The 15823-nt window shown below is 73.2% G+C and carries 16 protein-coding genes; 12 read left to right on the forward strand and 4 right to left on the reverse strand.

The genetic code is table 11. The annotated features are described in order from the left end of the window. Nucleotides 1-30 precede the first annotated feature (30 nt). Nucleotides 31-1668, reverse strand: a complete 1638-nt coding sequence (locus ACFVGO_RS31130; protein WP_380353748.1) for an APC family permease — start codon at nt 1666-1668, stop codon at nt 31-33. Between the two features lie 258 nt (nt 1669-1926). On the opposite strand from ACFVGO_RS31130, the gene ACFVGO_RS31135 reads away from it, so the two are divergent. Next, the gene (locus ACFVGO_RS31135; protein ID WP_380635340.1) at nt 1927-3525 is read left to right on the forward strand and encodes a TauD/TfdA family dioxygenase; all 1599 of its coding nucleotides are present in this window, start codon (nt 1927-1929) and stop codon (nt 3523-3525) included. Nucleotides 3526-3659: 134 nt separating this feature from the next. Here the strand turns inward: ACFVGO_RS31135 and ACFVGO_RS31140 are convergent, their stop codons facing one another. Then, nucleotides 3660-4508 carry a GntR family transcriptional regulator gene (locus ACFVGO_RS31140; RefSeq protein WP_380635342.1) on the reverse strand — a complete coding sequence of 283 codons (849 nt, stop codon included), beginning with the start codon at nt 4506-4508 and terminating at the stop codon, nt 3660-3662. Nucleotides 4509-4849: 341 nt separating this feature from the next. Between ACFVGO_RS31140 and ACFVGO_RS31145 the strand changes: the two genes are divergently transcribed. The 11 genes from ACFVGO_RS31145 to ACFVGO_RS31195 all read left to right on the forward strand — a co-directional run bounded on the left by ACFVGO_RS31145 (nt 4850) and on the right by ACFVGO_RS31195 (nt 13808). Further along, a complete protein-coding gene (locus tag ACFVGO_RS31145) occupies nt 4850-6019 on the forward strand; it encodes an ABC transporter substrate-binding protein (RefSeq protein ID WP_359905438.1) in 1170 nt (389 codons plus the stop codon). A gap of 42 nt (nt 6020-6061) precedes the next feature. Beyond that, complete coding sequence (locus ACFVGO_RS31150) at nt 6062-7042, forward strand: ABC transporter permease subunit (RefSeq protein WP_359905435.1); 981 nt, start codon at nt 6062-6064, stop codon at nt 7040-7042. Beyond that, a complete protein-coding gene (locus ACFVGO_RS31155) occupies nt 7030-7875 on the forward strand; it encodes an ABC transporter permease subunit (protein ID WP_359905433.1) in 846 nt (281 codons plus the stop codon). Before ACFVGO_RS31150 ends, ACFVGO_RS31155 begins: the two co-directional genes overlap by 13 nt. 21 nt (nt 7876-7896) lie before the next feature. Beyond that, a complete protein-coding gene (locus ACFVGO_RS31160) occupies nt 7897-8982 on the forward strand; it encodes an ABC transporter ATP-binding protein (RefSeq protein WP_380635345.1) in 1086 nt (361 codons plus the stop codon). 60 nt (nt 8983-9042) lie between these two features. Beyond that, a complete protein-coding gene (locus tag ACFVGO_RS31165) occupies nt 9043-9786 on the forward strand; it encodes an HAD family hydrolase (RefSeq protein WP_380353740.1) in 744 nt (247 codons plus the stop codon). 1 nt (nt 9787) lies between these two features. Beyond that, nucleotides 9788-10111: a multidrug efflux SMR transporter gene (locus ACFVGO_RS31170; RefSeq protein WP_359905424.1), complete on the forward strand. Its 324-nt coding sequence runs from the start codon at nt 9788-9790 to the stop codon at nt 10109-10111. A gap of 111 nt (nt 10112-10222) precedes the next feature. Further along, on the forward strand, nt 10223-10714 hold the full coding sequence (locus ACFVGO_RS31175) for a hypothetical protein (RefSeq protein WP_359905421.1): 492 nt from the start codon (nt 10223-10225) through the stop codon (nt 10712-10714). Between the two features lie 170 nt (nt 10715-10884). Then, a complete protein-coding gene (locus ACFVGO_RS31180; RefSeq protein ID WP_359905419.1) occupies nt 10885-11181 on the forward strand; it encodes a hypothetical protein in 297 nt (98 codons plus the stop codon). Then, complete coding sequence (locus tag ACFVGO_RS31185; protein ID WP_359905416.1) at nt 11178-12506, forward strand: putative T7SS-secreted protein; 1329 nt, start codon at nt 11178-11180, stop codon at nt 12504-12506. Before ACFVGO_RS31180 ends, ACFVGO_RS31185 begins: the two co-directional genes overlap by 4 nt. Beyond that, nucleotides 12496-13182: a hypothetical protein gene (locus ACFVGO_RS31190; RefSeq protein WP_380635349.1), complete on the forward strand. Its 687-nt coding sequence runs from the start codon at nt 12496-12498 to the stop codon at nt 13180-13182. The genes ACFVGO_RS31185 and ACFVGO_RS31190 overlap by 11 nt, the downstream gene beginning before the upstream one ends. Continuing rightward, a complete protein-coding gene (locus ACFVGO_RS31195) occupies nt 13179-13808 on the forward strand; it encodes a hypothetical protein (RefSeq protein ID WP_359905410.1) in 630 nt (209 codons plus the stop codon). The genes ACFVGO_RS31190 and ACFVGO_RS31195 overlap by 4 nt, the downstream gene beginning before the upstream one ends. Before the next feature lie 46 nt (nt 13809-13854). On the opposite strand, the gene ACFVGO_RS31200 is transcribed toward ACFVGO_RS31195, so the two are convergent. Continuing rightward, complete coding sequence (locus tag ACFVGO_RS31200; protein WP_359905407.1) at nt 13855-14529, reverse strand: phosphonatase-like hydrolase; 675 nt, start codon at nt 14527-14529, stop codon at nt 13855-13857. 11 nt (nt 14530-14540) lie between these two features. Then, a complete protein-coding gene (locus ACFVGO_RS31205) occupies nt 14541-15662 on the reverse strand; it encodes a TIGR03364 family FAD-dependent oxidoreductase (RefSeq protein ID WP_380353732.1) in 1122 nt (373 codons plus the stop codon). Between the last annotated feature and the right edge of the window lie 161 nt (nt 15663-15823).

Below are 15823 nucleotides of genomic sequence, written 5' to 3' on the forward strand. Positions count from 1 at the left end.
GTCCTGCGGGGGCCGCGGCCGTGCCCGGGCTCAGTGCCCGTTGACGTCCACCACCTCGACGCCGCGGATGTTCCGCTCGATCTCCTCCGTCGGCAGCGCGATCGCCAGCGCCCAGTAGTAGACGACCAGCGAGAACACCACCACGACCACGATGTCCCACCACAGCGGCAGGTTCCCCTTGGCGCCCGCGCCGAAGGTGCCCTGCCAGGAGGTCAGGCCCATGCCGAGCAGGTAGACCGGCAGCCACTGCCCGGCCCGGAAGTCCATCCGGGGCGCGTTCGGCAGCCCCTTGGAGCGCGCGTACCAGGAGTACCCGCCGAGCAGCGCGTAGCCGATCACGATCGCCAGGCCCAGGCGCCACAGGGTGTCCCAGCCGGACCAGTAGATGACCAGGCTCGCCACCACGAAGGCCAGCGGCGAGATCACCGAGCCGCCGGGCAGGTGGTACGAGCGCTCCATCTTCGGCAGCCGCTTGCGCAGCACCCCGAAGGCCAGCGGGGCGCCCGCGTACATCAGCACCACCGCCGAGGTGATGAAGCCGACCAGCCGCTGCCAGCTCGGGAAGGGCAGGAAGCAGATCACCCCGGCCACCCAGGCGATGAGCAGGCCCAGCCAGGGCACCGCGCGCTTGTCGGTGGACTGCAGCACCTGCGGCGCGTAGCCGTTGCGGCTCAGGCCGTAGGTGACCCGGGAGCTGGAGGTGATGTAGACCAGTCCGGTGCCGGCCGGCGAGATGACCGCGTCGATGAACAGCACGGTGGCCAGCCAGCCCAGGCCGATCAGGGTCGCCAGGCCGGCGAACGGTCCGCTGATCCCGGGGTAGTCGAGGGTGCTCCAGCCCTGGGCGAAGGTCTCCGGCGGCAGTGCGCCGATGAACACCACCTGGAGCATCACGTAGACGATGGTGCCGACCACCACCGAGCCGAGCACCGCGCGGGGGATGTCCCGGCGCGGGTTGCGGCTCTCCCCGGCCCACTGGATGGCCTGTTCGAAGCCGAGCAGCGCGAAGATCACCCCGCTGCTGCTGATCGCGGTGAGCACGCCCTTGGCGCCGTCCGGCGCGAAGCCGTGCACGTCGAAGTTGGAGCCGTGGAACTCGGTGAGGCCGAGCGCGAAGATGGTCAGCACCGGGATGGCGACCTTCCACACGGTGGCCGCGCTGTTGGTGTGGGCGAGCAGCCGCACGCCGAGGAAGTTGACCGCGACGAAGACTCCGAGCAGGGCGGCCGCGACGACGAATCCCCAGCCGGTCAGGGTCAGGTTCTTGTTCAGCAGGCCGTCCGCCCAGCTCCAGTGCTGGGCGTAGTTGATCATCGCCTGCACCTCGATCGGCGCGATGGTCGCGGCCTGCAGCCAGGTGAACCAGCCGAAGGACATCCCGGCGAACCCGCCGAAGGCGTAGTGCGGGTAGCGCGCCGTCCCGCCCGCCACCGGGAACAGCCCGCCCAGCTCGGCGTGGACCAGCGCCAGCAGGATGATCGCCACCGCGCCGATGCCCCAGGACAGCAGCGCCGCCGGCCCGGCGGCCACCGCCGCCTTCTGCGCCCCGAAGAGCCAGCCGGAGCCGATGATCGCCCCGACCGAGGCCCAGAGCAGTCCGATGACGCCGACCTCGCGCCGCAGCCCGGTGTGCCCCGAGCCGGGCGGATTGGATGAGGAATGGGCCATGGCCGATCGCCTCTCGAAGCAGGAGGAATTCCTCCGACAGTGCCCCAGCCCGGGCGCCTCCCCTCCCCGAAACGCCCCGCACCCCGCGCCCCTCACCCGAACAGCCCGCGGGAACCGCCCGCCGGCACAGTTTCCGAAGCGTTCACCCGCCCGGCACGTGGAACTCACCGGCGGCAGGCAGGCTCCCGGACAGTGCTTGAAGTTGGCTATACAACTTCAGCCCATACGACAGCCGTAGTGCCGCCGAGGAGAAGACCGATGACCGAACTGCCGCCGTACTGGCTGCGCGACAACTGCCCGTGCGCCGAGTGCCGGGACCCGCGCAACGGACAGAAGCTGTTCCAGATCGACGACCTGCCCGAGGACCTGGCGGTCGCCGGGAGCGCGGAGGCCGACGGACACCTGGAGGTGCACTGGTCGGACGGCCACCGCTCCCGCTACCCGCTGGAGTGGCTCGACCGGGCCGACGAGGGCGACGGGCGCACCGAGCGGGGCAAGCGGCTCTGGACGGCGGCGGACTTCGCGTCCGGCCTCCCGCAGGCGCGGTGGGAGGCCTACCTGGCCGACCCGGCCGAGCGGGCCGCGGTGCTGGCCGCCGTACGGGATGACGGCTTCGCCGTGCTGCGCGGGGTGCCGGCCGTCGAGCGGCAGGTGCTGCGGGTGGCGGAGAGCTTCGGCCACGTACGGGTCACCAACTACGGGGAGCTGTTCGACGTCCGGGTCGAGCCGGACCCGAACAACCTCGCCTTCACCAGCGTCGCCATCGCCCCGCACACCGACAACCCGTACCGGGACCCGGTGCCGACCCTCCAGCTGCTGCACTGCCTGGAGAACTCGGCGACCGGCGGCGACTCCGGGCTGGTGGACGGGTTCAAGGCCGCGGCGCTCCTCCGGGAGGAGGCGCCGGCCGCGTTCGAGGTCCTCACCCGTACGCCCGTCCCGTTCGTCTTCCGCGACCGGGGCACCGAACTGCGCGCCGACCGCCCGCTGATCGACGTGGACCCGCTGGGCCGGATCCGCGAGGTCAGGTTCAACAACCGCTCGATCGGCACCGTCCGGGCCGGCGCCCCGAACGGCCTGAACGCCTTCTACGCCGCCTACCGGCGCTTCGCCGCGATCACCCTGCGCCCCGGGCTCCGGCTCACCTTCCGCCTCGGCCCCGGCGACTGCCTGATCTTCGACAACACCCGCCTGATGCACGCCCGGACGGCCTTCCGGCAGGACGGCCACCGCCACCTCCAGGGCTGCTACGCCGACCTCGACTCCCTGCACAGCACCCTCGCGGTGCTGCGCCGCCGCACCGCCGCGCTGGACGCGATCGCCGCCCTGTTCGCGGGCGAGGGCGCCGGGGAGTACCTGGGCGAGGAGGTCACCATGGCCGAGCACATGCTCCAGGCCGCCGCTGCCGCCGAGGCCGCCGGGGCGCCGGCGCACCTGGTCGCCGCCGCGCTGCTGCACGACGTCGGCCACTTCTTCGACGAGCACGGCCAGGGATCCGCGCACGGAAGGGATCTGATGGAGGGTCAGGACAATCGCCACAGCGACTCCGGGGCCGACTGGCTGGCCCGCTGGTTCGGCCCGGAGGTCACCGAGCCGGTCCGGCTGCACGTGGCCGCCAAGCGCTACCTGTGCGCGGTCGAGCCCGGGTACCGGGAGCGGCTCTCCGCGGCCTCCGAGTACACGCTGGGCGTCCAGGGCGGCCCGATGGACGAGCGCCGGGCCGCCGCCTTCGCCGAACTCCCGGGCGCGCGGGACGCGGTGGCGGTGCGGCGCTGGGACGAGCGGGCGAAGGTGGCGGGCGCCCCGACGCCCGGCTTCGAGCACTACCGCCCGCTGCTCGCCGCCCTCATGCGGTGAGGACGCTCACGCGCTGAGGGCGCTCACGTGCTGAGGGCGCTCACGCCGTGCGGGCGCTCACTGCTCACGCCGTCAGGACGCCCGCACGGTGACGCCCCCGCGCCGGGGGCACCCGGGCGGCACGCGCGAGGGGCTCAGTCCAGCTCTCGCGCGTGCCGCGAAAGCGCCGAGGTGGCCAGGGAGTTGTGCACGCTGAACGCCACCGTCCCCGGCAGGTAGCGGTCCTGGGACCACTCCACCGGCGTGCCCGTCGGGTCGGTCGTGCGCCGCCGCTCGCGCAGCAGCGGACCGCCCCGGCGGCAGCCGAGCAGCCGGGCGTCCTCGGCGTTGGCCGGGACGACGTCGATGGTGTGGTCGGCGTCGGTGAACAGGATGCCGTGCTCGCGCAGCACTTCGGTGTGCGAGACCACGTCCGGCGGCAGCTCGGCGACGATCTCGCCGACCCGCGGCGGGTACACGGTGCGCTCGACCATCACCGGCGTGCCGGACAGCGTCCGCAGCCGGACGATGACGTACACCTCGGCACCCGGCTCCAGGCGCAGTTGCTCGCGCTCGGCGGCGTCGGCCGGGCGGCGCACCAGCGAGTCCAGGATGCCGCCGGGCTCCTCGCCCATCGAGTACGCCCAGTGCGTGAAGCTGAGGAGTTCGGAGAAGCTCTGCACCCGGGCGCCGCCGAGGACCACCCGGCGGGTGCCGCGCCGGGAGGTGACCAGTCCGTCGGAGCGCAGCACCGCGAGGGCCTGGCGGACGGTGCCGCGGGAGACGCCGTACTGCTCGGCCAGCGCGCCCTCGGCGGGCAGCCGGCCGGCCTCGCCGTAGGCGCCGGTGGTGATCGCCTCGCGCAGGTCGGCGGCGACCTTCCGGTACAGCGCGCCGGGGCGCTCGGCCGCGGGCTCCGCGGCGGCCGAGTGGTCCCCGGCGGCCGAGTGGTCCCCGGCGGCCGGGCGCCCCTCGGCCCCGGGGCGCTGGGGCTCAGTTGCCACGTCAGTCAATGTCCCTCCTGGGGCGGTGTCCTGCGCAGCCGTACCGGCGCGGACAGCCCGACCTTATCCCGCTGCGCCTTCGAAGCATCGCACCGAACGGTTCACGCTCCGATGGCCGGATTCCACCGTTCCCGCAGCCGACCCCGGTTCTGGGCCGTCCGTTCACCTTCCCGTCACCGGCCTCCGGCGTACTTACTGCTGTCAGCGAAGTTGGCTAGTCAACTCGGACGACGTCGATCGATCGCTCACCCGGCCGGTCCGCCGCCCTTCGCGAGACGCAGGCCCGCGGAACCCCCCGCGAACGCCCCTCGCAGTACGCCCCCTTAACAGGAGACTTCCCCGTGACCGTGCACCGCGCCCGCGCCGCCGCCTTCGCGGCCGTACTGACCGCCGCCGCGCTCTCCCTCACCGCCTGCGGCTCCGCCGGTTCGAGCGCCAAGTCCGGCGACGCCGCCAAGGACGGCGCCAAGGACGCCAAGACGGCCACCTCGGCCGCCGACTTCGGCGGCATGGACGGCCTGATCGCCGCGGCCAAGAAGGAGGGCAAGCTGCACGTCATCACGCTGCCCCGGGACTGGGCGAACTACGGCAAGATCATCGACGGCTTCAAGGCCAAGTACGGCATCGAGGTCGAGGAGGAGAACCCGGACGGCTCCAGCCAGGACGAGATCAACGCGGTCAACTCCCGCAAGGGCCAGGACCGCGCCCCCGACGTGGTCGACCTGGGCAGCGCCTTCGCCCTCCAGGCGGTCAAGGACGGCATCCTCGCCCCCTACAAGGTCGCCACCTTCGACAAGGTGCCGGACACCATGAAGGACGCGAACGGCGCCGCCGTCAACGACTACGGCGGCTACGTCTCCATCGGCTGCGACGCCAAGAAGATCGCCAACTGCCCGAAGACCTTCGCCGACCTGCTCAAGCCCGAGTACAAGGGCCAGGTCGCCCTCAACGGCAACCCGACCAAGTCCGGCTCCGCCTTCGGCGGCGTCTACGCGGCCGCGCTCGCCAACGGCGGTTCGCTGGACAACGTCCAGCCCGGCATCGACTTCTTCGGCAAGCTGAAGCAGTCCGGCAACTTCAACCCGGTCGAGTCGACCCCGGCCACCATCGAGAAGGGCGAGACCCCGATCTCGATCGACTGGTCCTACCTGAACGCCGGTTACACCGACGAGTTCAAGGACAAGGGCGTCGACTGGAAGGTCTCCATCCCGACCGACGGCTCCTACGCCCAGTTCTACAACCAGGCCGTCAACAAGTGGGCCCCGCACCCGGCCGCCGCCCGCCTGTGGCAGGAGTACCTGTTCAGCACCGAGGGCCAGAACCTCTTCCTCGGCGGCTACGCCACCCCGTCCACCTTCGAGGCCCTGAAGAAGGACGGCACCCTGGACGCCACCGCCGCCGCCAAGCTGCCGGCCGTCGAGAAGCCGTTCACCACCTTCCCGACCGTCGACCAGATCAACGCGGCCAAGAAGGTCGTCACCGAGAACTGGACCAAGGCCGTCGCCGGCTGACACCCGGCCACGTACCGCACTTCGGGCTGAGAAAAGGCACTCATGACCACGGCTCCCACCCCGGTGCCGACCACCCCCGCCGCCACCTCCCCCGGTGGCGGCGCGGGGGCGTCCGCCACCGCCACGACCACCTCCCCCACGAGCACCGCCCCCGCCCCGCGGCGCCGGCCGCTCGCCCGCCTCGGCGGCGCCTCCTGGCTGGCCACCGTGCCGCTGCTGCTGTTCTTCCTGATCGGCTTCGGACTTCCCTGCGTCGCCATCGTGATCGGCGCGTTCACCACCTCCAGCGACGCGGAGAGCGGCGCCGGGCAGTTCACCTTCGACAACCTGACGGCCTCCGTCCAGGGCGGCTACCGGACGGCCATGCTGAGCAGCCTCAAGCTCTCCGCGCTGACCGCGCTGCTCGCCACCGTGCTCGGCGTACCGCTCGCCCAGGCCGTCGTCACCTCCCGGCGCGGCTGGCTGCGCCAGGCGGTGCTCACCGCCTCCGGCGTGCTCGCCAACTTCGGCGGCCTGCCGCTCGCCTTCGCGTTCGTCGCCACCCTCGGCAACGCCGGTGAGATCACCAGGCTGCTGCACCTCACCGACCACGGCTGGTCGCTGTACTCCTTCACCGGCCTGACGGTCGTCTACCTGTACTTCCTCGTCCCGCTGATGGTGCTCACCATCACCCCGGCCCTGGACGGCCTGCGGACCCAGTGGCGCGAGGCGGCCCAGAACAACCGGGCCACCACCGTCCAGTACTGGCTCCACGTCGCCCTGCCGATCCTGCTGCCCTCCCTGCTCGGCGGCTTCGTGCTGCTCTTCGGCAGCGCCTTCGCCGCCTACGCGACGGCCGCCGCCATGGTCGGCGCGACCGTCCCGCTGGTCAGCCGCTCGATCGCGGACGCGCTCTCCGGCAACGTGCTGGTCGGCCAGGGCAACCTCGCCCTCGCCCTCAGCCTCAACATGATCGTCGTGGCCGTCCTGGTGATGGCCGTGTACCTCCCCCTCCAGCGCCGGAGCGCCCGATGGCTCAGCTGACCACCCCCGCCCGCCCCGGCCGACGCGACGTGCGCTGGTGGCGCGGTGCCGTGCTGCTGCTCGCCGGCGTCTACTTCGTCGTCCCGCTCGCGGCCTCCTTCTGGTTCTCGATCGACGAGCCCAAGGGCATCTCCTTCTCCGCCTACACCGGACTGCTCTCCGCCCCCGGCTTCCTGGACAGCCTCTGGCTGACCCTCGGCCTCGCCGTGGTCACCGTCGTGGTGCTGCTGCTCCTGCTCGTCCCGGCGCTGATCGCCGTCCGGCTCGGCTCGCCGAAGCTGCGCCCGGTCATCGACGTGCTCTGCACCCTGCCGCTGGTCGTCCCGCCGGTCGCCCTGACCGCCGGCCTCATCGGCGTGCTGCGCTGGGGCCCGGACTACCTGATGGACACCCCGTTCTTCCAGACCTTCGTGTTCGTCCAGGACCCGGACTTCCCGCTGGTGCTGGTCATCGCCTACGTGCTGATGGCCCTGCCGCTCGCCTACCGCGCCCTGGACGCCGGCCTGCGCTCGATGGACGTGCGCACCCTGGTCGAGGCCGCCCGCAACTGCGGCGCGAGCTGGCCGCGCGCGGTGTTCACCGTGGTCCTGCCCAACCTGCGCGGGGCCCTGCTGAACGCCTCCTTCCTCACCCTGGCCCTGGTCCTCGGCGAGTTCACCACCGCCTCGATCCTCGGCTTCCAGCCCTTCCCGGTCTGGATCTACTCGGTCGGCAACAGCCAGGCCCACATGTCGGTCGCGGTCTCCATCCTGAGCCTGCTGCTCACCTGGCTGCTGCTGCTCCTGCTGGCCACCGCCGGGCGCGAGCGCCGCGCCAAGACCGCCACCTCCTGAAACCCCCCGGAGTCACCAGTCATGACCACGGCCACCGCCATCGCCAACGGCGTCTCGCTCTCCCCCGGCAGCGCCACCGTCGAATTCCGCTCCCTGCGCCGCGTGTTCGGCACCACCACCGCCCTCGACGGCCTGGACCTGACCGTCCACCCGGGCGAGCTGATCGCCCTGCTCGGCCCGTCCGGCTGCGGCAAGACCACCGCGCTGCGCATCCTGGCCGGCTTCGAGCAGCACGACTCCGGCGAGGTGCTGGTCGACGGCCGGGACATCACCGCGATCCCCGCGCACAAGCGCGACGCGGGCATGGTGTTCCAGTCGTACAGCCTCTTCCCGCACCTGACCGCCCTGGACAACGTCGCCTTCGGGCTGCGGATGCGCGGCACCGGCAAGGCCGAGCGCCGCAAGCGGGCCCAGGAGCTGCTGGAGCTGGTCGGCCTGCCGCACCGCGCCGACCACTACCCGCACCAGATGTCCGGCGGCCAGCAGCAGCGCATCGCGCTCGCCCGCGCGCTCGCCCTCCAGCCGCGCGTCCTGCTGCTGGACGAGCCGCTGTCCGCGCTGGACGCCAAGGTCCGCCTCCAGCTGCGCGACGAGATCCGCCGCCTCCAGCAGGAGCTGGGCATCACCACCCTGTTCGTCACCCACGACCAGGAGGAGGCGCTGTCGATGGCCGACCGGGTCGCGGTGCTGCGGGCCGGCAGGCTGGAGCAGTGCGCCGTCCCGTCCGAGCTGTACAGCCGGCCGGCCACCGCCTTCGTCGCCGAGTTCGTCGGCACCATGAGCCGCATCCCGTGCACCCGCACCTCGGACGGCGTCGAGGTGCTCGGCCGCCGGCACGCGGTGGACGGCGCGATCCCGGCCGACGGCGAGCTCCAGGTGCTGGTCCGCCCGGAGAACGTCACCCTGACCCCGGCCGAGGACGGCCCCGCGCTGGTGGTCACCGCCTCCTTCCTGGGCGCCGTCACCCGGCTCACCGTCCGCCTGGACGACGGCACCGAGGTCAAGGCCGACCTGCCCACCGAGGCCGCCGCCGCCCTGCCGGCCGGCGCCCGGGCCGCGCTCACCCTGCCGGAGCGCCCGGTGCTGGTGGACCGCCGCACCGCCTGAGAACCTCGTACCTCCCTGCTCCGTCCACCGGGGCACCGAAGAACCACCGAAGGTACCGCCATGCCTGACTCCGCCCTGCCCGACTCCGTCCTGCCCGAGAACTCCGCCCCGCCCGCCGCCGCGCTGCCCGCCGCCGTCCTGCCCGCCGCCGTCCTCTTCGACATGGACGGCACCCTGGTGGACACCGAGCAGCTGTGGTGGCAGGCCGCCGCCGAACTCGCCGAGGAACTGAACCGCCCGCTCACCGACCAGGACGCCCCCGAGGTGCTCGGCCAGGCCATCGAGCACACCGCCGCCCACCTGCACAGGGTCAGCGGCACCACGCTCGGCGAGGCCGAACTCGCCGCCCGGCTCGGCGAGTCCTTCGCCGGCAAGGTCGCCGCCGAGACGGTTCCGCGCCCCGGCGCGCTGGCCCTGCTGGCCTCGCTGCGCGACGCCCGGGTGCCCACCGCGCTGGTCTCCGCCTCCCCGCGCCGGGTGGTGGACCTGGTGCTGTCCGCCATCGGCCGGGACTGGTTCGCCGTCACCCTGGCCGCCGAGGACACCGAGCGCACCAAGCCCGCGCCCGACCCGTACCTCGCCGCCGCCGAGCGGCTCGGCCTGGACCCGGCGGCCTGCCTCGCCGTCGAGGACACCCCGACCGGGGTCGCCTCCGCCACCGCGGCCGGCTGCGCCGTGCTCGCCGTGCCGTCCACCGCGGTGCCGATGCCCCGGGGCGAGCGGATCACCCTGCTCGCCAGCCTGGAGCAGGCCGACCTCGCCCTGCTCGGGAAGCTCGCCGGTCCCGGCGCGGTTCGACCCTGACATGCCCTATCTCCTGCTCGCCCTCGCCATCGTCAGCGAGGTCTGCGCCACCAGCTGCCTCAAGCTCACCGAGGGGTTCACCCGGCTCTGGCCGAGCCTCGGCGTCGGCATCGGCTACGCGCTCTCCTTCGTGCTGCTCGGCCGCGCGCTCAAGCACATACCGGTCTCGGTCGCCTACGCGGTCTGGTCCGGGGCCGGCACCGCGGCGGTCGCCGGGATCGGCGTGGTCGCCTTCGGCGAGTCGCTCGGGCGGCTCCAGTGGCTGGGCATAGCGCTGGTGATCGTCGGGGTGGTCGTGCTCAACCTCAAGGGCGGACACTCCTGACGCCGTTCTGACGCTCCGTCAAGTTCCGAATACGCTGGTCAACCACCCTGTCGGGGCGGGACGTCGGACGTGCCGGCCTCCCGCCCCGAAGCCTTCGCTACGGTGTCCCCCATGACGGACCCCCGACCCCATCACTACCGCTTCGTCCACCGCGAACTCGCCCGCCAGGTACTGGAGTTCGGCCCGCGCGTGGCCACCCCGACCCCGGACGGCGGCAGCCTGCTGCCCGTCGTCACCCAGATCTGGGACGACCTCGGCGCCGCCCTGCCGCCCGAGGACCGCCTGCCACACCACGGCCTCGACTGCCGGCACCTGTCGGTCGACGGCCACCACATGCTGCTGGTCACCCTGCCCACCGCGGTCGGCGCCACCGAGGCCCACTTCGTCGCCGCCGTCCAGCCCCAGGGCGCCAGGTCGGTGCGCTACGTGACCCTGGAGCACGCGTTCAGCCCCTTCGACGGCAGCCCCGGCACCGTCCTCGGCGAGTGGACCGCCGAGAGCCACCTCAACCACGGCCCGGGGCCCTCGCCCGTCGCCGAACTGTTCGTCACGGCCGTGGTGCAGCTCGTCACCCCGAAGAAGCGCGGCTTCTGGCGCCGCTGAGACCGACCCTCGCACGTCCCACCGGGCCGGGCCGCCGACGTCAAGAAGGCGTCGACGGCCCGTAAAGGTCCCGCAAACATCCTCCCCCGGACCCCGGCGCGGGCGATCATCGGCGCACTGGTCGGGGCTATGCTCGCCCGGTCCGACAAACGACGCATCGGGGGGCGAAAGTGTCCGACTTCAAAGTCAGTACAGAATTCCTCGCCAAGCTGGCCCAGGACCTCAAAGGCTGCGGCGACGAACTCGAACAGGGGCTCAAGGCCTTCGAAGCGGCCGGCCACACCGGCACCGGCTTCGACTTCCTGGACGAGGCCTGCGGGCACTTCAAGGACAAGTGGCAGTTCGGCCTGAAGAAGGTCCGGGAGTGCGTCAAGGTCCTGGACGAGGGCCTGGAGCAGGTGCAGAAGAACTACGACGGCACCGAGCAGAGCATCGTCAAGGTCCTCACCCCGGCGGGGCAGTCGTGAGCGCCCCGACGCCGCCGGCGCCCGACTGGTCCGGCCTCGGCTTCAACCCCACCCCCGGCGACTCCGCCGCCGTCACCGCGCTCAGCACCGGCCTGCGCCGGGTGGGCCAGCACCTGACCGGCGTGCACACCACGCTCTCCCAGCTCTCCTCCAACCAGGGCGAGTGGACGGGCGAGGCCGCCAAGCAGTTCGCCAAGCAGTTCGACAAGCTCCCCGGCTACCTCCAGGACGCCGCCGACTCGATCACCGCGGCCTACACGGCGCTCGACGTCTGGTACAAGGCGCTGACCGAACACCAGCCCAAAGCGGCCGAGTTGGCCGCCTCCGCGGTCGCCGCCAAGAAGAAGAAGGACGAAGCGGACCGGGCGCACAGCGCCGCGGCCGCCGCCCCCGACCTCCAACTGGCCGGCCGCCACTACTCCGACGACGCGAGCCTCGCCGCCGCCGAACAGCGCTACAACACGGCGAAGAGCCACCTCGACTCGGCCGCCGGCCTGCTCACCAGCGCCTCCAACGAGCTGGCCGGCCTCCAGAAGCAGGCCCACGAGCTCGCCGGGACCCACCAGTCGGACGCGAGGAAGACGGCCGAGGCCGTCCGCAAGGCCGCCGACAGCAAGGCCCCGCCGGAGCCCGGCTGGCTCAGCAAGGTCGGCGACTGGTTCAAGAACCACGGCGCGGACCTGCTGACCGTCGCGGCCGGCGTCTGCGGCGTCGCGGCGATCTTCTTCCCCGCCTTCGCGCTGCCGGCGCTCCTGCTGAGCGCCGCCGCCGCGGGCGCGCACGCGACCCAGTACGCCGCCAAGGGCCAGCTGTGGCCGCCGCAGAAGAACATCGGCAACTGGCTGACCCTGGGCGGCGACGTCCTCGGCGCGATCCCCGGCGTGGGCGTCGCGGCCAAGGGCGTGACCGCCGTCCGGGAGGCCCGCGCCGCCGGTGCGGGCGTGCGCGGCGCGGTCTCCGCCGGGTCCACCGAGGTCCGGACCGCCGCCCGGGGGATCGACCCGGCCAACCCGCTCTTCACCACGGCGATCGAGAAGCCGGCCATCAAGCTCGGCGTCTCCAAGGCCACCGCGATGAACGTCTCCGACGGCGTCCAGGCCGCCACCACCGCCGGGCTCAACGCCCCGACCGCGTACGCGCTCACCCAGGACAACCCGAGCGACAACCTCGCCGGCGCGGTCAACTACACCACCGGCGGCAACAGCGTCATCGGCTCGGCGGGCATGGCGGCCGGCGGCGGCAAGGCCAACGTCATCATCGGCAGCGTGTCCACCGTCGGCAACCTGCTCGGCATGGGCGGATGGGCGGCCGGCTATGGCCGTTGAGACCCCGGGGGCCACCGCCCCGCCGCTCTGGCTCGACCTGCCCGCGGGCTTCACCGCCGTCGACCTGGACGAGGACCCCGGCGACCGGATGGCCCGGGCCGCGGAGCAGTTGGACGCGCTCTTCCCCGATGCCGGGGCCGAGCAGAAGCTCGCCGCCGTGATCGCCTCCGAGACCGCGCTCCAGGCCCAGCTGCGGGAGGGCGCCGTCCACGTGTCCGGCTGTCTGGTCCGGGCCGGGGACGGCGGTCCGATCCACGGCGTGCTCTCCGTCTTCCTCCGCCCGCAGGACCTCGGCGCGCCGGGCAGCTACCCCGCGCGGGTCGCCGCGGAGCTGGCCGAGGCCTGGCCGGACGCCGACGTCGGCGTGGTGGACCTGCCGCTCGGCCGCGCCGCCCTGGCCGCCCGCGAGCTGACCGTCCCGGTGCCCGGCGCGGTCTTCGGCGTACCGGAGTCGGCCGTCGGCACGGTCCGCCAGCTCGAACTGCTGATCCCGCACCCGTGGAGCCCGTACGTGGTCGCCGCCGTCTTCACCACCGAGGACGTCGACCACTGGGACGAGTGGCTGCCGCTGGTCGCCGCCGCGTACCGGGGCATCTCCTTCCACCCGCCCCGGGACGAGAGCCGCGACACCGCGCCGCCCGACCAGTGGGACAACGTCCGGAAGGCCTTCGGATGACAGTCGCTCCGCCCGCCCAGGAGACCCGAAGCGGCCCGCGCCGGCTCGGGGGCGCGGTGGCGCTCATCGCGCTCTCCACCGCCGTGCTCGTCGCCGTCATCGCGCTGGACGTCTACGTCAACTCGTTCCTCGCCACCGTGGTCGGGTTCGGCTACCCCCTGGTGATGCTGATCGCGTTCGCCCTGCGCCGCGACGCCGACACCAACCCCGCGTTCCAGAAGAGGATGTTCGGCTGGAGCGCGGGCATCTGCGCGGTCGCCTTCGTCGCGTACCTCGCGGGTTCCGCCGCCTGGACCAACCTGATCCTGGGTTCGGGCCGGACGGTGCGGGCCGTGGTGGTCGACGAGAAGGTCACCGACTCGCTCCACGGCACCGGGCGGGCGTACACCCTGGCCGCCACGGAGCTGAACGACGAGGTCCCGGGCGGCCCGCTGGAGGAGCGCGACGCGCTGTTCAAGCGCGGCGACGTGGTCACCGTCCGGATGGACCCGGCCGGGCGGGTCGCCCCCAAGCTCCCCGGCGAGGTCGACTCCCCCGCCTACCTGCTGCTGTTCCTCGGCTGCAACGTCCTGATCGACGGCGTCGTGCTCTGGTCGGTGCGCCGGCCCGGGCCGTCGACCGTCTGAGCCGACCGGCAACCGCCCCGGGCCGGGCCCGGGGCGGGGTGCCGGATCAGCCCAGCAGGGCGGGCAGTTCGGCGATCGAGCCGAGGACGTGGGTCGCGCCGTCGGCCCGCAGGCGGGCCTCGTCGTGGGCGCCGGTGAGGACGCCGGCGACGACCGCGGCGCCGGCCCGGGTGCCGGTCAGCATGTCGTAGCCGGTGTCGCCGGCGACCGCGACCTGGTGGACCGAGTCGGTGCCGGTGCGCAGCAGCGCGGTGAGCACCAGGTCGGGGTACGGGCGGCCGCGGCCGGCCTCGGCGGGGCAGAGGGTCAGGTCGGCGACGGACCGCCAGCCCAGGGCGTCCAGGATGCGGTCCTGGGTGGTCCGGGAGAAGCCGGTGGTGAGGACCACCTTGCGGCCCCGGCCGCGCAGTTCGGCGATGGCCTCGGCGGCGCCGGGCAGGGCGGCGCAGTGGCCGGCGTCGACCAGGTCGTCGTAGGCGGCCTCGAAGGCGGCGTTGGCCCGCCGGGCCTTCTCCTCCTCGCCGAACAGGTGCCGGAAGACGGAGATCTTGGACTCGCCCATGGTGGCCCGGACGTGGGCCAGCATCGGGTCGAACTCCGGGCTGCCGGCCTCGACGCCGAGCGACGCGGCGGCCGCGGTGAAGGCCTGCTCGACCAGGCCGTCGTCGGCGACGGTGGTGCCGGCCATGTCGAGCACGACCAGGCGGATATCGGTGGTCACAACAAGGTTCCTTACAGGTTGGCGAGTTGGGCGGTGGTCTCGGCGATGGCGGGCGAGCAGGTCATGCCGCGGCCTCCGGGGCCGGTGACCAGCCAGACGCCGTCGCGCACGCGCTCGCGGTGGACGACCCGGGTGGTGTCGACGCACTGGGCGTACACCCCGGCCCAGCGGCGGCGGATCCTCGGCATCGGGCGGCCGAGCAGTTCCTCGACCACGCCGGCCAGGTGGTCGTACGGGTCCTCGACGACGTCGAAGCCGAACGGCTGGTCGTACTCGTGGGTGTCGCCGATGGTCAGGCCGCCGTCGCGGCGCTGGACCATCAGCAGCTGCATCCTGTGCTCGGCGGCGACCGGCGGCTGGGGCTGGGTCTCGCGCAGCCGGTCCAGGGCGGTGCCGGCGAAGGCCGGGTAGTAGCGGAAGCTGTCGCCGTCGGCGACGGAGGTGGTCAGGGTCTCGCCGAGCGGGTCGGTCTGCATCATCTGGAGGCGGACCCGGCGGACCGGCAGGGCGGGGGCGAGTTCGCGGACCAGGCCGCCGAGCCAGGCTCCGGTGCAGAGGATCACCAGGTCGCCGGTGTGGATGTCGCCGTGGTCGTCGCGGACGGCGTTCTCGCCGACCACCTCGCGCACCTCGCGCCCGGGCAGGAAGGTGTACCGGCCGGTGGACTCCAGGTACCCGCGCAGCGCGCGCTGGGCGGTGCGGGGCTCGACGGCGGCGTCGCGCTCGCACCACAGGGCGCCGAGCAGCTTGCCGCGCAGGGCCGGGTTGACGGCGCGGGTCTCGTCCGGGTCGAGCAGCCGGTAGCCGCGGGCGGCGGCGTCCGGCAGGGTCAGGGCCTGCTCGGCGACGGCCAGTTCGGCCTCGGTGCGGATCGCGGTGAGCGACCCGTTCGCCCGGAAGCCGAGGTCCGGGACGCGGGCGCCGATGGACTCCCACAGTTCGCGGGCCCGCAGCGCGGTGTCCAGTTCCTCGCCCTGCGCCCGGCCGCTGACCCAGACCAGGCCGAAGTTGCGCACCGAGGCGCCGCGGGCCTCGGTCTCGCGCTCCAGGTGGACGACCTCGTGGCCGCGCTCGACGGCCTGCCAGGCGTGCATGCTGCCGAGCACGCCTGCTCCTACGACGATGACTCTCATGCGTCCAGGCTGATGCGCCCGGGTGTCCGAGGGGCGTCGGACTGCCGTCCCGGAGATGAACCACCTGGGAAGTTGTACAGACAACCCGACGGCCATTCGGGGGTGGCGCCCACGGCCCCGGCCGCGCCTGCGGCCCCGTGACCCCGGCGGCCCCGGCGGCC

It is taken from the genome of Kitasatospora sp. NPDC057738 (assembly GCF_042798815.1).
In the GTDB taxonomy this organism is placed as follows: Bacteria; Actinomycetota; Actinomycetes; order Streptomycetales; family Streptomycetaceae; genus Kitasatospora; species Kitasatospora lactacystinica.